General features: G+C 38.3%; 15 protein-coding genes. 7 read left to right on the plus strand and 8 right to left on the minus strand.

What is annotated here, in order from left to right:
- Positions 1-5: 5 nt before the first annotated feature.
- Both HNP36_RS12555 and HNP36_RS12560 read right to left on the minus strand, forming a co-directional pair.
- Complete coding sequence (locus HNP36_RS12555; protein ID WP_184163948.1) at positions 6-470, minus strand: gliding motility lipoprotein GldH; 465 nt, start codon at positions 468-470, stop codon at positions 6-8.
- Positions 463-1,869 carry a stage 0 sporulation family protein gene (locus HNP36_RS12560; RefSeq protein WP_184163951.1) on the minus strand — a complete coding sequence of 469 codons (1,407 nt, stop codon included), beginning with the start codon at positions 1,867-1,869 and terminating at the stop codon, positions 463-465. The genes HNP36_RS12555 and HNP36_RS12560 overlap by 8 nt, the downstream gene beginning before the upstream one ends.
- Positions 1,870-2,147: 278 nt before the next feature.
- Between HNP36_RS12560 and HNP36_RS12565 the strand changes: the two genes are divergently transcribed.
- The 6 genes from HNP36_RS12565 to HNP36_RS12590 all read left to right on the plus strand — a co-directional run bounded on the left by HNP36_RS12565 (position 2,148) and on the right by HNP36_RS12590 (position 8,984).
- Complete coding sequence (locus HNP36_RS12565; protein ID WP_184163954.1) at positions 2,148-3,386, plus strand: OmpP1/FadL family transporter; 1,239 nt, start codon at positions 2,148-2,150, stop codon at positions 3,384-3,386.
- 10 nt (positions 3,387-3,396) lie between these two features.
- On the plus strand, positions 3,397-4,959 hold the full coding sequence (locus HNP36_RS12570) for a G-D-S-L family lipolytic protein (RefSeq protein WP_184163957.1): 1,563 nt from the start codon (positions 3,397-3,399) through the stop codon (positions 4,957-4,959).
- Between the two features lie 85 nt (positions 4,960-5,044).
- The gene (locus HNP36_RS12575; protein ID WP_184163960.1) at positions 5,045-5,983 is read left to right on the plus strand and encodes a ribose-phosphate pyrophosphokinase; all 939 of its coding nucleotides are present in this window, start codon (positions 5,045-5,047) and stop codon (positions 5,981-5,983) included.
- 55 nt (positions 5,984-6,038) lie between these two features.
- Positions 6,039-6,686 (plus strand): 50S ribosomal protein L25/general stress protein Ctc, encoded by a 648-nt coding sequence (locus tag HNP36_RS12580; protein WP_184163963.1) that lies wholly within the window; start codon positions 6,039-6,041, stop codon positions 6,684-6,686.
- Positions 6,687-6,971: 285 nt separating this feature from the next.
- Entirely contained in the window at positions 6,972-8,192 is a 1,221-nt protein-coding gene (locus HNP36_RS12585) for a cysteine desulfurase (protein ID WP_184163966.1), read from the plus strand.
- A 159-nt stretch (positions 8,193-8,351) separates the two neighbouring features.
- Positions 8,352-8,984, plus strand: coding sequence for an NAD(P)H-dependent oxidoreductase (locus tag HNP36_RS12590; protein WP_184163969.1), 633 nt, complete (start codon positions 8,352-8,354; stop codon positions 8,982-8,984).
- A 72-nt stretch (positions 8,985-9,056) separates the two neighbouring features.
- On the opposite strand, the gene hemE is transcribed toward HNP36_RS12590, so the two are convergent.
- The 6 genes from hemE to hemA form a co-directional block, all read right to left on the minus strand.
- A complete protein-coding gene (hemE, locus tag HNP36_RS12595; RefSeq protein ID WP_184163972.1) occupies positions 9,057-10,088 on the minus strand; it encodes a uroporphyrinogen decarboxylase in 1,032 nt (343 codons plus the stop codon).
- 66 nt (positions 10,089-10,154) lie between these two features.
- Complete coding sequence (locus HNP36_RS12600; protein WP_184163975.1) at positions 10,155-10,826, minus strand: uroporphyrinogen-III synthase; 672 nt, start codon at positions 10,824-10,826, stop codon at positions 10,155-10,157.
- 4 nt (positions 10,827-10,830) lie between these two features.
- Entirely contained in the window at positions 10,831-11,487 is a 657-nt protein-coding gene (locus tag HNP36_RS12605; RefSeq protein WP_184163979.1) for an N-acetylmuramoyl-L-alanine amidase, read from the minus strand.
- A 7-nt stretch (positions 11,488-11,494) separates the two neighbouring features.
- Entirely contained in the window at positions 11,495-12,076 is a 582-nt protein-coding gene (locus HNP36_RS12610; RefSeq protein ID WP_184163982.1) for a DUF1287 domain-containing protein, read from the minus strand.
- Between the two features lie 45 nt (positions 12,077-12,121).
- The gene (hemC, locus tag HNP36_RS12615) at positions 12,122-13,030 is read right to left on the minus strand and encodes a hydroxymethylbilane synthase (RefSeq protein WP_184163985.1); all 909 of its coding nucleotides are present in this window, start codon (positions 13,028-13,030) and stop codon (positions 12,122-12,124) included.
- Positions 13,017-14,291 carry a glutamyl-tRNA reductase gene (gene hemA / locus HNP36_RS12620; protein ID WP_184163988.1) on the minus strand — a complete coding sequence of 425 codons (1,275 nt, stop codon included), beginning with the start codon at positions 14,289-14,291 and terminating at the stop codon, positions 13,017-13,019. The genes hemC and hemA overlap by 14 nt, the downstream gene beginning before the upstream one ends.
- A 403-nt stretch (positions 14,292-14,694) precedes the next feature.
- Here hemA and HNP36_RS12625 point away from each other — a divergent pair, with 403 nt between their 5' ends.
- Positions 14,695-15,720 (plus strand): rod shape-determining protein, encoded by a 1,026-nt coding sequence (locus HNP36_RS12625; RefSeq protein ID WP_034700899.1) that lies wholly within the window; start codon positions 14,695-14,697, stop codon positions 15,718-15,720.
- The last annotated feature ends 21 nt before the right edge of the window (positions 15,721-15,741 follow it).

Here is a 15,741-nt window from a genome sequence, read left to right on the forward strand (position 1 = left end):
TATGGTTACGGTTTAGCCGTTTCTACTTTTACTCCAACGTCTTCAATTCCCGGAAGGTTGTCATTTCTCATCGCCTGAATCAGGCTTATTACATATTTCCCCTTTCCCGGAAATTTATAGTTCAATTTATACTGAAATAATGTTTCCTTCGTATCACCAAAACCTGTACCAAGCCATTCTCCGTTTGGTTTTGCCAGTACATAGTTCAGGGTATCTGTTTCCTTCTTTTTGTTCTGGAGATTGGTGAAGTTTACAATAAATCTTATATTACTGTAAGGATAAGTATTGTTATTTCTTACGACAAATATAATATTTTTAGGATTCTGCGGATCTGAAACTTCAAGATTAAATTTTTGCTCACTTTTCTTATTCCATTTGTTGTTAACGGAATTCATAATGACATTCTCTCCTGAAGAGGACTGGCAGCTAAAGAAAAGGATAAGAGGTAATAATCCTGAAATTTTACGCATTTTTATCTTTTTTTGGAGGATATTTCTTTTTAAAATTCTTTTTGTTCGGGTTGTTTTGTTTTTTCTCAGGATCAGAAGAGGCATCAGAAATATCAGTTTTTTCCGTTTGTGCTTTTGGCTGCGGTTTAGGTTGTGGTTTTTGTTGCTGTCTCTGCTGATTTCCTGTATTGGCGTTAGGATTCTCAGATCTGTCCGGTCTTTCGGTTCTTTCAGGTCTGTTTTTCTTTGGTCCCTGTCCTTGCTGTCCCTGGGATTGTCCTCCGTTATTGTTTGGCCTGTTCTGGTTTCTGTTCCTGTTGTTGCCTCTGTTTTTCTTTTCGAATCTGTCTACATTATTTTCCTGAATCAGGTCGATCGTTTGAACAGGAAGGTCTGGCTGTTTAAGATCTTCTAAAGGAAGGATTTTTTCACCTCTTTTATTTTTGGCGATCAACTTTTTAACAAGGTCGATGTCAAAATCATACCATGCCATAGAGCTGTCTACATAAGCAAACCACATTTTCTTTTTGAAAACGTCTATTTTGATGCAGAATGCTCTTCCTTTTTCTGTATCCAAAGTTGTTGAAGAAGAAGGGAAGTTGCTTAATGCATCCAGATAACTGTCCAGTTCATAATTCAGACAGCATTTCAGTTTACCGCATTGTCCTGCCAGTTTTTGAGGATTAATACTTAACTGCTGATATCTGGCAACATTGGTATTAACAGATCTGAAATCCGTAAGCCAGGTTGAGCAGCACAGTTCTCTTCCGCATGATCCGATGCCTCCTACTTTGGCAGCCTCCTGTCTGAACCCGATCTGTTTCATATCGATCTTTGTTCTGAAAGCTCCGGCGTATTCTTTTATCAGCTGCCTGAAATCCACCCGGTTGTCAGCTGTGTAATAGAAGGTGATCTTAGAAGAATCGCCTTGGTATTCCACATCGGTAACCTTCATTTCAAGGCCTATCCTGTGAGCAATTTTTCTTGCTTCCAGCTTTACGCTGTCTTCTTTTTTTCGGGCTTCCTGCCAGACTTCAAGGTCTTTCTGGTTGGCCTGTCTGTATATTTTAAGGGTAGATTCTTCAGAAAATTTCTTCTTTTTCATCTGAATCTTTACTAATTCTCCGGTAAGGCTTACAACACCTACATCGTGTCCCGGGCTAGATTCTACTGTTACTATGCTACCTATATGTAAAGGAATATTATTTACATTTTTATAAAACGATTTTCTGTCATTTTTAAATCTGACTTCTACAAGATCGCACCTGTTCGATGCGGGATTGTTAATGTCAGAAAGCCAGTCAAAAACACTTAATTTATAACTATTACCACAGGTATTTACATTTTCACAGCCATTCGCGGTTTTTTTTGGTCCGCAGGAATGGGCAGAATCGCCGGATGTTTTGCATCCACAACTCATATAACTATTTTTTATAATCTTGCAAATTTATGTAAATTTATCTTTATGCAATTCTAAAATACTTAAATATTCAATATCGTTATTGTTTAACATTAAACATGGAATGCATATTATATATCAAAAGTTTATAAGTTGCTATTGTATATAGGTTTAGGCTAATATATTTTTAAAGTGTTATTTTAAACATAATTTTCTTTTAGGATATTGTTTAAAATATTAAGAAATATTAACAGGTGTATCCAAAATAATTTTATATTTGGGTTATATAATAATAGTCTATGAAAAAAATATTAGTATCAACTGCTTTATTGGCGGGTGTTTTATCTTACGCAGGAGGCTTCAGGGTATCTCTGCAGGGAGTAAAACAATTGGCAATGGCGCATACTAGTGCTCATGCCGAAGACGCAAGTGTGGCGTTCTTTAACCCGGCGGGTATGTCATTCATCCCTTCAAAACTGAGTATAGTAGCAGGAGGGTTCGGTGCAAGTAATAAAGTTACCTTTCAAAACTTGAATACTTTACAAAGTACAGAAACAGATAACCCTATTGGTACTCCGTTATATGCTGCGGTTGCTTATAAACCGATAGAAAATTTATCTATTGGTTTCAGTTTTACAACTCCGTTCGGAAGTACAATTGAGTGGCCAAGTGACTGGGAAGGAAAAGAAATGGTTCAGAAACTTGAACTTAAGAGCTTTTATTTTCAGCCTATGGTATCTGTGAAGCTGGCTCCATGGGTGTCATTCGGGGCAAGCTACATTTATGCAAAAGGAAAAGTAGACTGGGATAAAGCGGTAACACAGTTTGGCGGTGAGCTAAATATTAAAGACGAAAAGGCAAGCGGTAGCGGCTATGGATTCGGATTCTATTTCAGACCTGATCCAAAACTGGATGTAAGTATTGCTTACCGTTCACCTATAGATATGAAAGCTAAAAAAGGAACAGCTACATTCAAGTTCCCGTCTGCAGCTATTTATCCGTTATTAGGATTGGACCCAAGCACAGGGCAGGACAAATTTACAGCAACACTTCCTTTGGTAGAAGAATATACAATTGGTTTAACCTATAAAATAACTCCAAAATGGTTGGTTTCAGCTGACTTCAACTATCACGGATGGGAAAGATACAGCAAGCTGACTTTGGATTTTGCTAACGCCCCGGTTGGGAATCAGGCAGATCCTACGGTATTGGTAGCTCCTAAAAACTTCAGAAACTCCAAAACATTCAGATTAGGAACTCAGTATGCCTTCACAGATATGATCTTCGGACGTCTGGGAGCTTACTATGATGAATCTCCTTATACTGACGAAAACTTCATTCCGGAAACACCTTCATTCAATACCTATGTAGTTACCGGAGGTCTTGGCTTTAAACTAAAACAGTTTGGAGTTGATATAGCAGGAGGATATGCAATGCCTCAGGCCAGAGATGTGAAAAATGCGACTCTTGGCTTTAACGGACAGGCAAAAGCCAGAGCGTTTTACTTTGGTTTAGGTTTATCGTATAACCCTTTTTAATTGAAAGACTATGAAAAAAATTATAATATCAACACTTGCCGTTTCCGCACTTCTTTTTACAACAAGCTGTAATAATGATTTCGATACTGATGTAAAAGATATCCAGGTAACGAAAGGGGACGCAGATTTTTCCAAATATATTTCCCTGGGGAATTCCCTGACTTCCGGATACAGAGACGGAGCGCTTTACAGCAGCGGACAAAGTGAATCTTATCCAAGCATCATCGCAGCTCAGATGCAGCTTGCTGGTGGTGGAGCATTTAAACAGCCTTTAATGCCAAACGATGTAGGAGGATTTATCGGATTGCCTGGTTTTCCTGGTAAGCTGAACCTTCAGGTAACAGCCAGCGGAAGTCTTAGCCCTGTTGCAAGCAGTCCTGCTGCAGCATTAGATAATGTAACTGCCGGTGGCCCATACCAAAATATGGGAGTTCCCGGAGCAAAATCTTTCCATCTGGTTGCGCCAGGTTACGGAAGTGCTGCTAACCTTGCTATAGGAGCTGCCAATCCATATTTTGTGAGATTTGCCACTTCAACAACAACGAGTGTTTTAGAGGATGCAAAAGCTCAAAAAGCGACATTCTTCTCTCTTTGGATTGGCAATAATGATGTATTGTCTTATGCTACCAACGGAGGAACTAATTCTCAGACTGTGGGCGGCGTTACTACTTACACTCCTGCAGTTGTACAGACCAATAATGTAAACCCAACGACTTATAAGTCTAACGATATTTCTGACCCTAATCTTGTAGCAGGATCTATTAAAACTGTCTTGGATGGTCTTAAAAGTGTAGGAACAACAAAAGGAGTTATTGGAAATATTCCTTATGTTACAACCATTCCTTTTTTTACGACAGTTCCTTACAATCCTTTAACGCCAACAACTTTAGGAGCAAATTTAGCAACCCTTAATACAAGTTTGTACGGGCCGTTAAAACAGGCGCTTACTGCTTTTGGAGCTGGAAACAGAATTAATCTGCTTTCTTCTACTTCCGCAAATCCTGTTTTGATAAAAGATGTTTCTCTTACGGATCTGTCCGCGCAGCTTACCGCCGCACTTACACCTTCTTTAGGAGCACCTACCGCTGCCGCATTTGGACAAATCTTCGGCCAGGCAAGACAGGCTACATCAGAAGACTATATTCTTCTTACAACAAGTTCTCTAATTGGAACTACTGCACCTGGGGCACCGTCTCCTGTAAATGTTTACGGAATTTCGTATCCGCTGCAAAATCAGCATGTACTGACAAAAACAGAAGCGGGTTATGTAAAAACTGCTGTAGATGCCTATAATACTTCTATAAAATCACTTGCTGATTCTTATGGATTAGCTTTTGTAGATGGTAATACCAAAATGAGTGAGCTTAATGGAAAGTCAGGTATTATATATGATGGTGTAAGATACACTGCCAAATTCGTGACTGGAGGAGCTTTCTCTCTTGATGGTGTTCACCTTACAGGAAGAGGTTATGCAGTTATTGCCAACGAATTTATCAAATCTATCAATGCAAAATACCATTCTACCTTACCACAGGTAGATCCTAATAAATATTCAGGGGTAAAATTCCCGTAAGAATACAGGAAAATAAAAACTTAGAAACCACAAGAGCAATTCTTGTGGTTTTTTTTTAAATTTGCAAAATCTTTAAAAAGTAAAAATGGCAGATCAGTTAAGTTATCTATTTTGTACAAGAACCAGTAAGGACTTGGCAGAAAAAATTGCCCAATATTATGGGAAAGAGCTAGGAAAAATCAACTTTCAGGAGTTCAGCGACGGGGAATTCGAACCTGTTTTGGATGAGTCAGTAAGAGGAGGAAGAGTTTTCCTGATTGGATCTACCTTCCCGCCGGCAGACAATCTTCTAGAACTTCTATTGATGATTGACGCAGCGAAAAGAGCCTCCGCAAAGAGCATTACAGTTGTAATCCCTTATTTCGGACTTGCGAGACAGGACAGAAAAGACAAGCCGAGAGCCCCGATAGGTGCAAAGCTGGTTGCTAATCTGTTAACAGCTGCAGGAGCAACAAGAATAATGACAATGGACCTTCACGCGGATCAGATCCAGGGGTTCTTCGAAATTCCTGTAGATCACCTTTATGCGTCTACCATCTTTGTAGATCATATCAAATCTCTGAACTTAGATAATCTTACCATTGCTTCTCCGGATATGGGAGGTGCAAAAAGAGCGAAAAACTATGCCGGTCACTTAGGTGCGGAAGTAGTAATTGCTTACAAAGAGAGAAAAAAAGCAAACGTTGTGGAAGAAATGTTCCTTATAGGTGATGTAGTTGGTAAAAATGTAATTCTTATTGATGATATGATCGATACTGCAGGTACACTTTGCAAAGCTGCAGAGATCCTGATCGAAAAAGGAGCAAAATCAGTAAGAGCAATGGCAACTCACGGAGTGCTTTCCGGGAAGGCTTACGAGAATATTGAGAAGTCCAAATTACTGGAAGTTATTGTAACTGACTCAATTCCTGTTAAAAATAATTTGTCATCCAAAATAAAAGTGCTATCTTGCGCCCCGTTATTTGCAGACGTTATGAAGATGGTTCATGAGCATCAGTCAATTAGCAGCAAGTTTGTTATTTAATTGATTTTTAGCGGATTGCAAAATTAAACTGAAACAATTTTTTAAATTTTTATAAATGAAATCTATTACAATTCAAGGTACAAAAAGAGAAAGCGTGGGCAAAAAGTCTACAAAAGCTTTACGTGATGCTGAATTAGTTCCTTGTGTTGTTTATGGAGGTGAAGCACCTTTAAACTTCTCTGCTGAAGAGAAAGCTTTCAAAGGTTTAGTATACACTCCTGAAGCACACACGGTATCTATTGAGCTAGATGGGAAAACAATTCCTGCTGTTCTTCAGGATATTCAGTTCCACCCGATTACGGACAAAATTTTACACGTAGACTTCTATCAGTTATCTGACGATAAGCCGGTAGTTATGGAAGTTCCTGTAAGAATCATTGGACGTTCTAAAGGTGTTGTAGCTGGTGGTGTTTTACGTCAGTCTTTCAGAAAGCTAAAAGTAAAAGCTATTCCTGCAAACTTACCGGATGAAATCGTTGTTGATGTTACTCCGTTAAGAATCGGGAACAAACTTTATGTTGGAAGCATCAAAGCTGAAGGTTATACTTTCGTTCACCCTGACAATGCAGTTGTAGTAGCTGTTAAGATGTCTAGAAATGCAATGAAAGGTGGTGCAGCAGCAGCTGAAGATGATGAAGATGAAGAAGTTGCAACTGAAGAAGGAGCAGCTCCGGCAGCAGAAGAAACTACTGCAGCAGAATAATATTTGCTTATTCAAAAACAATATAGAACCTGTCAATTTATTGGCAGGTTTTTTTATTGTTTGGCAAAAGTGCAAGACAGCTGAGAGATAAAATACCTTTAGAGTAAATTTGTGAAAACTTTAAAGACTAAACCTGTTGGTTTTATTAAACTGAATAATGAATTTACTCCCGGCCTTTTGCCATTTTGCCTTTCTGCTTTCTTTGCCAATAAATTTTATTCTCAGAAAAAAGACGTAAATTTGAAGTGTTCTAAATAAGAGCCATCTAATTTAAAAATTTAATAAATGTTTGACATTCAACAAATAAGAAGTCAGTTTACTATATTAAACCGCGAAGTGAATGGTAAACCTTTGGTTTACTTAGATAATGCAGCAACATCTCAGAAGCCGGATTCTGTTTTAAAAATCTGGAATGATTACTATACACAGCTTAATGCCAATGTTCACAGAGGAATCCATACATTAAGCCAGTTAGCTACGGAAGAAATGGAGCTTTCAAGAAGGAAAATCCAGAAATTCATTAATGCTGAACATGACTTTGAAGTTATATTTACAAAGGGAACTACAGAAGGCCTGAACCTCATCGCTTACATTTTAACGCAGAAGCTTAAAAAAGATGATGAGATCATCATTTCCTATCTGGAGCATCACTCCAATATCGTTCCGTGGCAATTGCTTTGTGAAAGAACCGGGGCTAAACTTAGAGTAATCCCTATCGATGAAAATGGTATTCTTCAACTTAACTATCTGGATGAATTTTTGAGCGAAAAAACGAAAGTTGTTTCTGTAAACCAGGTTTCCAATGCATTGGGAATTGTAAATCCAATAGAAGAGATCATTGCCAAAACAAGAAAAAACTCCGATGCTTATATTGTGATTGATGGTGCACAGTCTGCCCCTCACTTCGAAATTGATGTACAGAAGATGGATTGTGATTTCTTTGTGTTTTCGGGGCATAAAATGTACGCCCCAATGGGAACCGGGATCCTTTACGGAAAACAGGAGATCCTGGAAGAACTTCCGCCTTTTCATGGAGGAGGGGAAATGATTGCAACCTGCTCTTTTGACGGAACTACCTATGCCGGACTACCTTTTAAATATGAGGCAGGAACCCCTAATGTTGGAGGTAATATCGCATTAGGTGCAGCTGTTGATTTTATTGATAGAATTGGAAGACAAAACATTCAGAATCATGAGAATGCATTACTGGAATATGCACAGAGAAAGCTTTTAGAGCTGGATAATATAAAGATCTATGGCGAAAAGGCAAAAAGGACAGGTGTAGTATCCTTTAATCTGGAAGGAGTGGGAATATCTTCCGATGTAGGGATGATCCTTGATAAAATGGGTGTTGCTGTAAGAACAGGGCATCACTGTACACAGCCTATTATGGATTTTTTCAATATAGCAGGAACCGTAAGAGCCAGCTTTGCGGTTTACAATACCTTTGAAGAAATCGACAAGCTTGTAGAAGGAGTTAAAAAAGCTCAGAAAATGCTTGGATAAAATATAAAAAGCAGTTGATAATCAACTGCTTTTTTATTGACGGGTAAATTGTTTAAAGAAATTTATAAATAATAGAATTTTCCAATCTTTGAAATAGCAATTTTTGTGGTACATTGTTCTTATTCTTGATTTAATTTTGCAGGGTCTAAATTTAATTTTATGGAATTAATTGAAAAACTGAACTGGAGATTTGCCACCAAAGCAATGAACGGTCTGAAAGTACCACAGGAAAAAGTGGATAAAATATTGGAAGCTGCAAGACTGGCACCTACATCCAGCGGGCTTCAGCCTTTTGAGATCATCGTGATCACCAATCAGGAAGTAAAGGAACAGATTAAGCCTCATGCATGGAACCAGCCGCAGATTACGGACTGCTCGCACCTTTTGGTATTTGCCGCATGGGATAACTATACGGAAGAAAGGATCAACAAAATGTTTGATCTTACCAACGAAATCAGAGGCTTTAAAAATGAAGGCTGGGAAAATTACAGGCAAATGCTGTTAAGTACTTATCCGCAAAGATCTGCTGAAGAAAACTTCACCCATGCCGCAAAACAGGCTTATATTTCTTTCGGAGCTGCGATAATTGCAGCGGCTTTTGAAGAAGTGGATTCTACACCAATGGAAGGTTTCTCTCCTGAAGCGGTAGATGAAGTTTTAAACCTGAAAGAAAAAGGCCTGAAAAGCGTACTGTTGTTGCCGATTGGTTACAGGGATGCTTCAACCGACTGGCTGGTTAACCTTACGAAAGTGAGAAAGCCGAAAGAAGCTTTTATTACCGAAGTGAATTAATTACTAATTTTTTCTCATAGAAAATCCCTTTCAATTGTTTTTGAAAGGGATTTTATTTTTATAAAATGAATTTTAAATATTCGGTTTCCAGTCTACAACCGCTCTGATGAACGCTTCTGCATTTTCCACAGGAATATTCGGTAAAATTCCGTGCCCGAGATTGGCAATGTATCTGTCTTTTCCAAAACGGTTAATCATCTCAGTTACCATCTTTTTAATGGTTTCAGGGGTGGAGTGTAATCTTGCAGGATCAAAATTCCCCTGAAGCGTCATCGTATGGTTGGTTAATGTTCTTGCAAATTCAGGAGTGATGGTCCAGTCAACACCCAGAGCAGAAGCCTTGGACATCGTCATATCTTCAAGGGCAAACCAGCATCCTTTTCCAAATACCACCACATGGGTAAGAGGGCTCAACGCCTCAACAATCTGGTTGATATACTGCCATGAGAATTCCTGATAATCCGTAGGAGAAAGCATTCCTCCCCAGGAATCAAAAACCTGAACGGCAGAAACGCCTTTTTCAACTTTTCTTTTTAAATAAGCAATTGTAGTATCTGTAATCTTCTGAAGAAGTAAATGAGCGGCTTCCGGTTGCTGGAAACAGAATGATTTCGCAATATCAAAAGCTTTGCTTCCTTTTCCTTCCACACAATAGCAAAGGATCGTCCAGGGAGAGCCCGCAAAACCAATCAGCGGAATTTCATTATCTAATTTCTGAAGAGTAAGTTCAATAGCATCAAAAACGTAACCCAATGTGTCATTTACATCAGGAACTTCAATATTCTGAACCTGTTCCGTTGTTCTGATAGGGTTGTCCAGCCACGGGCCAACTGATTCTTTCATTTTGAAATCAATTCCCATTGCCTGGGGAACTACTAAAATATCAGAAAACAGGATTGCAGCATCCAGGGGAAACCTTCTGATCGGCTGTATGGTGATCTCGGCAGCTAGCTCAGGAGTCTGGCATCTTGTAAAGAAATCATATTTATCTCTGAGAGCAATGAATTCAGGAAGGTATCTTCCGGCCTGTCTCATCATCCATACGGGGGGCCTTTCTACAGTTTCTCCGCGAAGTGCTTTTAAATATAAGTCGTTTTTAATCATAATTTATTTAAACTAATAGAACCGTTACCGGCACTCATTATTTTTACCAGCCAGGCTTGCAGCTGTTTATAGTTTCTTTTTTATCAGTCTGAAAATAGAAGCCAGGTTATTTTCTTCTGATGTGAAGATTTCTCCTGCAGTGTACTTTCTAAGTTCTCCCGATGTAGTTTCTCCGATTGAAAAAATCTTTATTCCTTCCAAAGGATTGAGTTTTGCAAAACTACGAACTCCGCTTGGACTAAAAAAAACTGCAGCATGATATTTTTCAGGTACGGAAGGGTAAAGCTCTTCCGTTGTATAAATTGTGATCTTTTTGTAGCTGATGTTCTGTAAAGGAAGATTCTTATCCAGCACGTCAATGGCAAGATTACCACAGAAATGGAGAAACTTTTCGTCCTGGCAGTTTCCGATGATAAACCTTGAAAGTACTTCGGCATTCTTCAGCACCTTAAATGTTCCGAAACCGTATTTTCTCAGTTCACGCTTTGTTTTTTCGCCGATGCAGTATATTTTGTTGTAGTTTCTTGCAGTAAAATCCTCGTTGGGTTTAAATTGATTCTCAAAGAATGAGCGTACTCCGTTGACACTTGTGAAGATCAGGGAATAGTTTTTTAAATCAAACGGAACAGTTCTTATAGGTTCTGTTCTGATTACCTCAACGCATTCAGCCGAGATATCCGATCCTAATTCTTTGGATAATAATTCGGCAGCTATGATTTTGGTAAACAGGATTTTCATTACATTAAGGTTTGTCTTTTAAGTGCAGATCGGTAACTAACAGTCTTACCTTTTTCATAAAATCTTTTCCGGGATCATCTTTTATGGTGAAATAATTCGGATCCGTTTCTTTCCAAAGCTTAGAACCCCTGAATACACCATATTCTGAATGTCCTATCAGGTATTCTATTTTATACTTTTTAGTTAATTGCCTTACCAGCTGAGCATTTGCCAAAACCTGGTTTTCTGTCAGAGGCTGGCTTTTGCTTCCTATATTTTCAATACCAATAGCACAGTAATTAAGTCCTATGGTATGTCTTGCGAACATATCGGATTCCATAAGCTGGTAAATGGTGCCGTCCCTGTCTACAATAAACTGGGAAGATACATTTAAAGTACTCTGCTTCTTCAAAACATTTCTGGCCGATTCCAGATACGTTTTATTGAAATATCTATAATTGGTTTCAACAGTTCCTCCCGCGGTATAATGCAGTACAATTATTTTGGGTGAAATAGCAGGTGTATTTTGCACGATATTGTAATGATCTTTAAGGTACTCTAAACTTAGACGCACTCTCTCCTTTGAGTAATCAATGGGTTTGTTGATGGTTTTAAATTCGTTAGTCTGAGCTTCTGTATAGCATGATACCAATATAAATAAAGCATAGATAAGGTTTTTCATAAGCAGCTTATTTCCGGTATTGATAATGTCCTGTAATGGTATATGTAAAAAGACAGTCTTCTAAAACCTGTCCGCCTCCTATATTATGAACGATCAGGAACCTCTTTCCGTCAGCAGATTTCTTATTGACAACAATCCCGATATGGGTAAGGTTTCCGGGTAAAATCCAGGTAACAATATCTCCGGGAATATAAAGTTCAGGATTGGTTTCAGTAGATTTTATTTTTCCGAATTTAGAAAAGAAAACGGCAAGATTCGGAACCCTTCTGTGGTCAATATTGGTGTCAGGTTTTTTTAATCCCCATGTTTTCGGGTATTTTGAAAAGTTTTTTCCCATGTCCTCATGAACTTCTTTCTGAAGATCTATGCCAAGCTTCCTGTATGCCCTGATAATAACATCCGTGCAGACTCCTTTGTCAGCAGGGATATCTCCGTTAGGATATTTAATCACGAAATAAGCAGGATCATACCTTATTGTATTATCTATCAGGCTCAAAGCGGAATTGGATAGCTGAAGTGCAAATTTATCCTGTGCATTTGCAGCAAATACACAAAAAAGGAATACAAATAAAAAAAAGGATTTTTTCATTGCTCTGCATTGGGTATGTAAAGATACAAATCTGCCTGGGATTTCTTAATAGGAGTTTTTGATCTCGGTCATCAGCTCTTTTCCTCCGTTTTCAAGAACTATTTTTGCGAATTTTTTTCCAAAGTTCTCGTTTTCATTGTATTCGAAGTTCTCATCGGTGGCAATACAGTTTTTACCATCCAGAGAACAAAGTGCAGCTTTGAAACGGACCTGGTTTTCGATGATCTCTGCAAAAGCTCCGATTGGGGCAGTGCATCCGCCTTCCAGTGTGCTCAGGAAATTTCTTTCGATCTCTACACAGATCTGTGTTTTCTTATGATTGATCTGGCTTAGAATTTCATTGATTTCCGGTTTGTCAGAATGTCCGGCAACGGCAATTACTCCCTGAGAGGCAGCCGGAATCATTAACGGAAGCATTTCATAATCAATGTCCATTTTCATTCTCTTGATTCCTGCCAGAGATAGGATCGTGGCATCAAAATCCCCTTCTTCCAGTTTCTGCAGACGAGTCTGGATATTTCCACGGATATCTGAGAATTCAGCGTGAGGATAATTCTTTAGCCAGAATGCCCTTCTTCTCAGGCTGGATGTAGCCAGCTTCAGCTCGTGGAATTCCTTATTTCGTGCAGATTCTTTTCTTATCAATACGTCCTGTGGAAAATCTCTTTCCAGATAGGCAATGATCTCAATATTTTGTGGAAGCTGTGTGGGTACATCTTTTAAAGAGTGTACAGCGATATCAATTTCGTCATTCAGTAAAGCTACATCAAGGTCTCTTGTAAAAACCCCGGTGATCCCCAAAGAATAAAGCGGTTGATTTAAGTTCTTATCGCCGGAAGAGACAATAGGAACAATTTCCGTTAAATAATTACGGTTTTGAAGGTTCCTCGCAACCTCTCTTGCCTGCCAAAGTGCCAGTGCGGAATTTCGTGTCCCGATTCTAATGCTTTTCATTGAATTCGTTGTTTGGTTGTTCAACTAATATTTCGTGCATTAATTTACTAATTTCTTCGGCTTTCAAAGGGTTGTCTATGATAAATTTTGCAAAACGGTTGGTAATTTTCTGGATCATTTTATCAGAAAGCTCCATGTCCGTGATGTTTATGTATTTATTTTTCTTATAAAAATTATGCATTTCATTACGTTCCATATTTTTCAGGACCGCTTTGAAATGGTGGATATTGGGTGCCAGCTTTCTCTTTTTTTCCCATTCCAGGAAGTCTTTCATCAGTTCTTTGATGATTTTTTCAGCTTTTGGAATTTCTTTTTCCCTTTGCTGAATTGTTTCCTGAATTTGTTTCGAAAGCTCATCTACATCAATAAGGGTTACATTTTCATTCTCGGTAACGTTCTTTTCAACGTTATGAGGAATAGAAAGATCAATCACCAGTGTTTCCTTTCCGTTCGGGAAGTGGGATTTGTTAATGATAGGATGTTTTGCCCCGGTTGCCACAATCAGGATGTCGGTGTTTTTTAATTCCTGGTCAACATCAGAATAATCAACATGAGGAATACTGTATTTCTGGGAAATTTTCTCAGCCTTCTCCTGTGTTCTGTTGGCTATTTTAATTTTCGGCTGATACACATGTTTTACCAGGTTTTCAACCGTATTTTGTCCGATCTCGCCTACACCTAAAAGAAGAATGTTCTTTTCAGTGATTCTTTTCTGGTTATTCAGAATATAATGAACAGCAGCATAAGACACGGAAGCGGCTCCATTGGAAATTCCGGTTTCATTCTTGATCCTTTTTGAAATCTGGATCGCGGCATTAATTGCTCTTTCCAGATACGGATTAGAATTCTGTCTCTCTTTTTTAAAACGGCTGTATGCTTTTTTGATCTGTCCGATGATCTCAAAGTCTCCAATGATCTGGCTTTCAAGTCCTGCTGCTACTCTGAACAGATGGGCAAGGGCTTCTTCCTTGGTAAGAATATTGGCAAACTGGAGAAAGTCCGTAAGCTGTACACCAATGGTTTTGCAGTACTCTTCCGCTACCAGGAGATAATTGGGAGAAGTAGTATAGATCTCGGTTCTGTTACACGTAGAAACCACAAATGCATCCCCTAAATCCACACTGTGGATCCGGCTGACAAAATTTTTGATGTTCTCATCAAAGAATGCAAATTTCCCTCTTGTTTCTACATCAGCCTTCTCGTAGCTGATGGAAAGCACAGCGAAATTAGACGTCTGATGAATGTTGGAATACTGTAACATAAGCAGTCGCAAATTTACGGATTTTTTAATTAACCATCCGCTGATAATGTATATGATAATTATCGTAAAAAACTATAGTAAAGTGTTCATTTTGATTTTTAGATTTTAAAAAAATATTGGAAGGTATAAATGTGAAAAATCTAACAGAAATAAAGAAAAATTTACAGATAATTATACTTGAATTCTCTTTCTTTTTTATTCTTTGGCTGTTTTATCTTTCAGTAAATCCGATTTTTTGCCTCATCCCGTTAATTTAGTTTAAATCAGGCTCCATAAATGATTAAATCAAAAGTTAATAAACAATTGTGAATTTTAATAAAATTTTAACCAAATTATGTGTACGTTAAGTTTCTTTAGTAGTGTTAAATTCATATCTTTGTAAACTTAAAATCAGAAGAAAAATATGAGTTTATTCGATATGTTTACGCAAGAAATTGCGATAGACCTTGGTACTGCCAATACCCTTATTATCCACAATAACAAAATTGTTATAGATCAGCCGTCAATTGTTGCAATTGAACGTTCTACGGGTAGACCTATTGCGGTCGGTGAGCAGGCTAAGCACATGCAGGGTAAAACTCACGAAGATATCAAGACCATCCGTCCGCTGAAAGATGGGGTAATTGCAGATTTCCACGCTTCTGAACATATGATTAAGGAATTTATCAAAAAAATTCCCGGGATCAAGGGCAGGTTTATTCAGCCGGCATTAAGAATCGTTATCTGTATCCCTTCCGGTATTACGGAAGTTGAAAAAAGAGCAGTAAGAGATTCTGCTCAGAAAGTAAATGCAAAAGAAGTAAGGTTGATTTATGAACCAATGGCAGCTGCAATAGGAGTTGGTATTGATGTTCAGAAACCTGAAGGAAATATGATTATCGACATAGGCGGAGGTACCACAGAAATTGCTGTTGTAGCGTTAGGAGGAATTGTATGTGATAAATCTGTGAAAATTGCAGGTGATGTATTTACTAATGATATTGCGTATTATCTGAGAACTCACCATAACCTTTATATTGGAGAAAGAACTGCTGAAAGAATCAAAATTGAAGTAGGTTCTGCAGTGGAAGATCTTGATGTTGATATTGAAGATATCCCGGTACAGGGTAGAGACCTTATCACAGGAAAGCCAAAAGAGATCATGGTAGGATATAAGGAAATTGCACGTGCATTAGACAAGTCTATCATTAGAATTGAAGATGCCGTAATGGAAACACTTTCTCTTACTCCACCGGAACTGGCTGCCGATATTTATAAAACAGGTATTTATCTTGCCGGAGGAGGTGCTTTATTGAGAGGCCTTGCGGATAGGCTGCACAAAAAAACCGGTCTTCCTGTATTTGTTGCAGAAGATCCGTTGAGAGCTGTAGTTCGCGGAACAGGTATTGCCCTTAAGAATATGGATAAGTTCAATTTCTTAATTAAATAATTCTAACCTTTTACGACTATA

Origin of the sequence: Chryseobacterium shigense, assembly GCF_014207845.1 — a bacterium.
In the GTDB taxonomy this organism is placed as follows: domain Bacteria; phylum Bacteroidota; class Bacteroidia; order Flavobacteriales; family Weeksellaceae; genus Chryseobacterium; species Chryseobacterium shigense_A.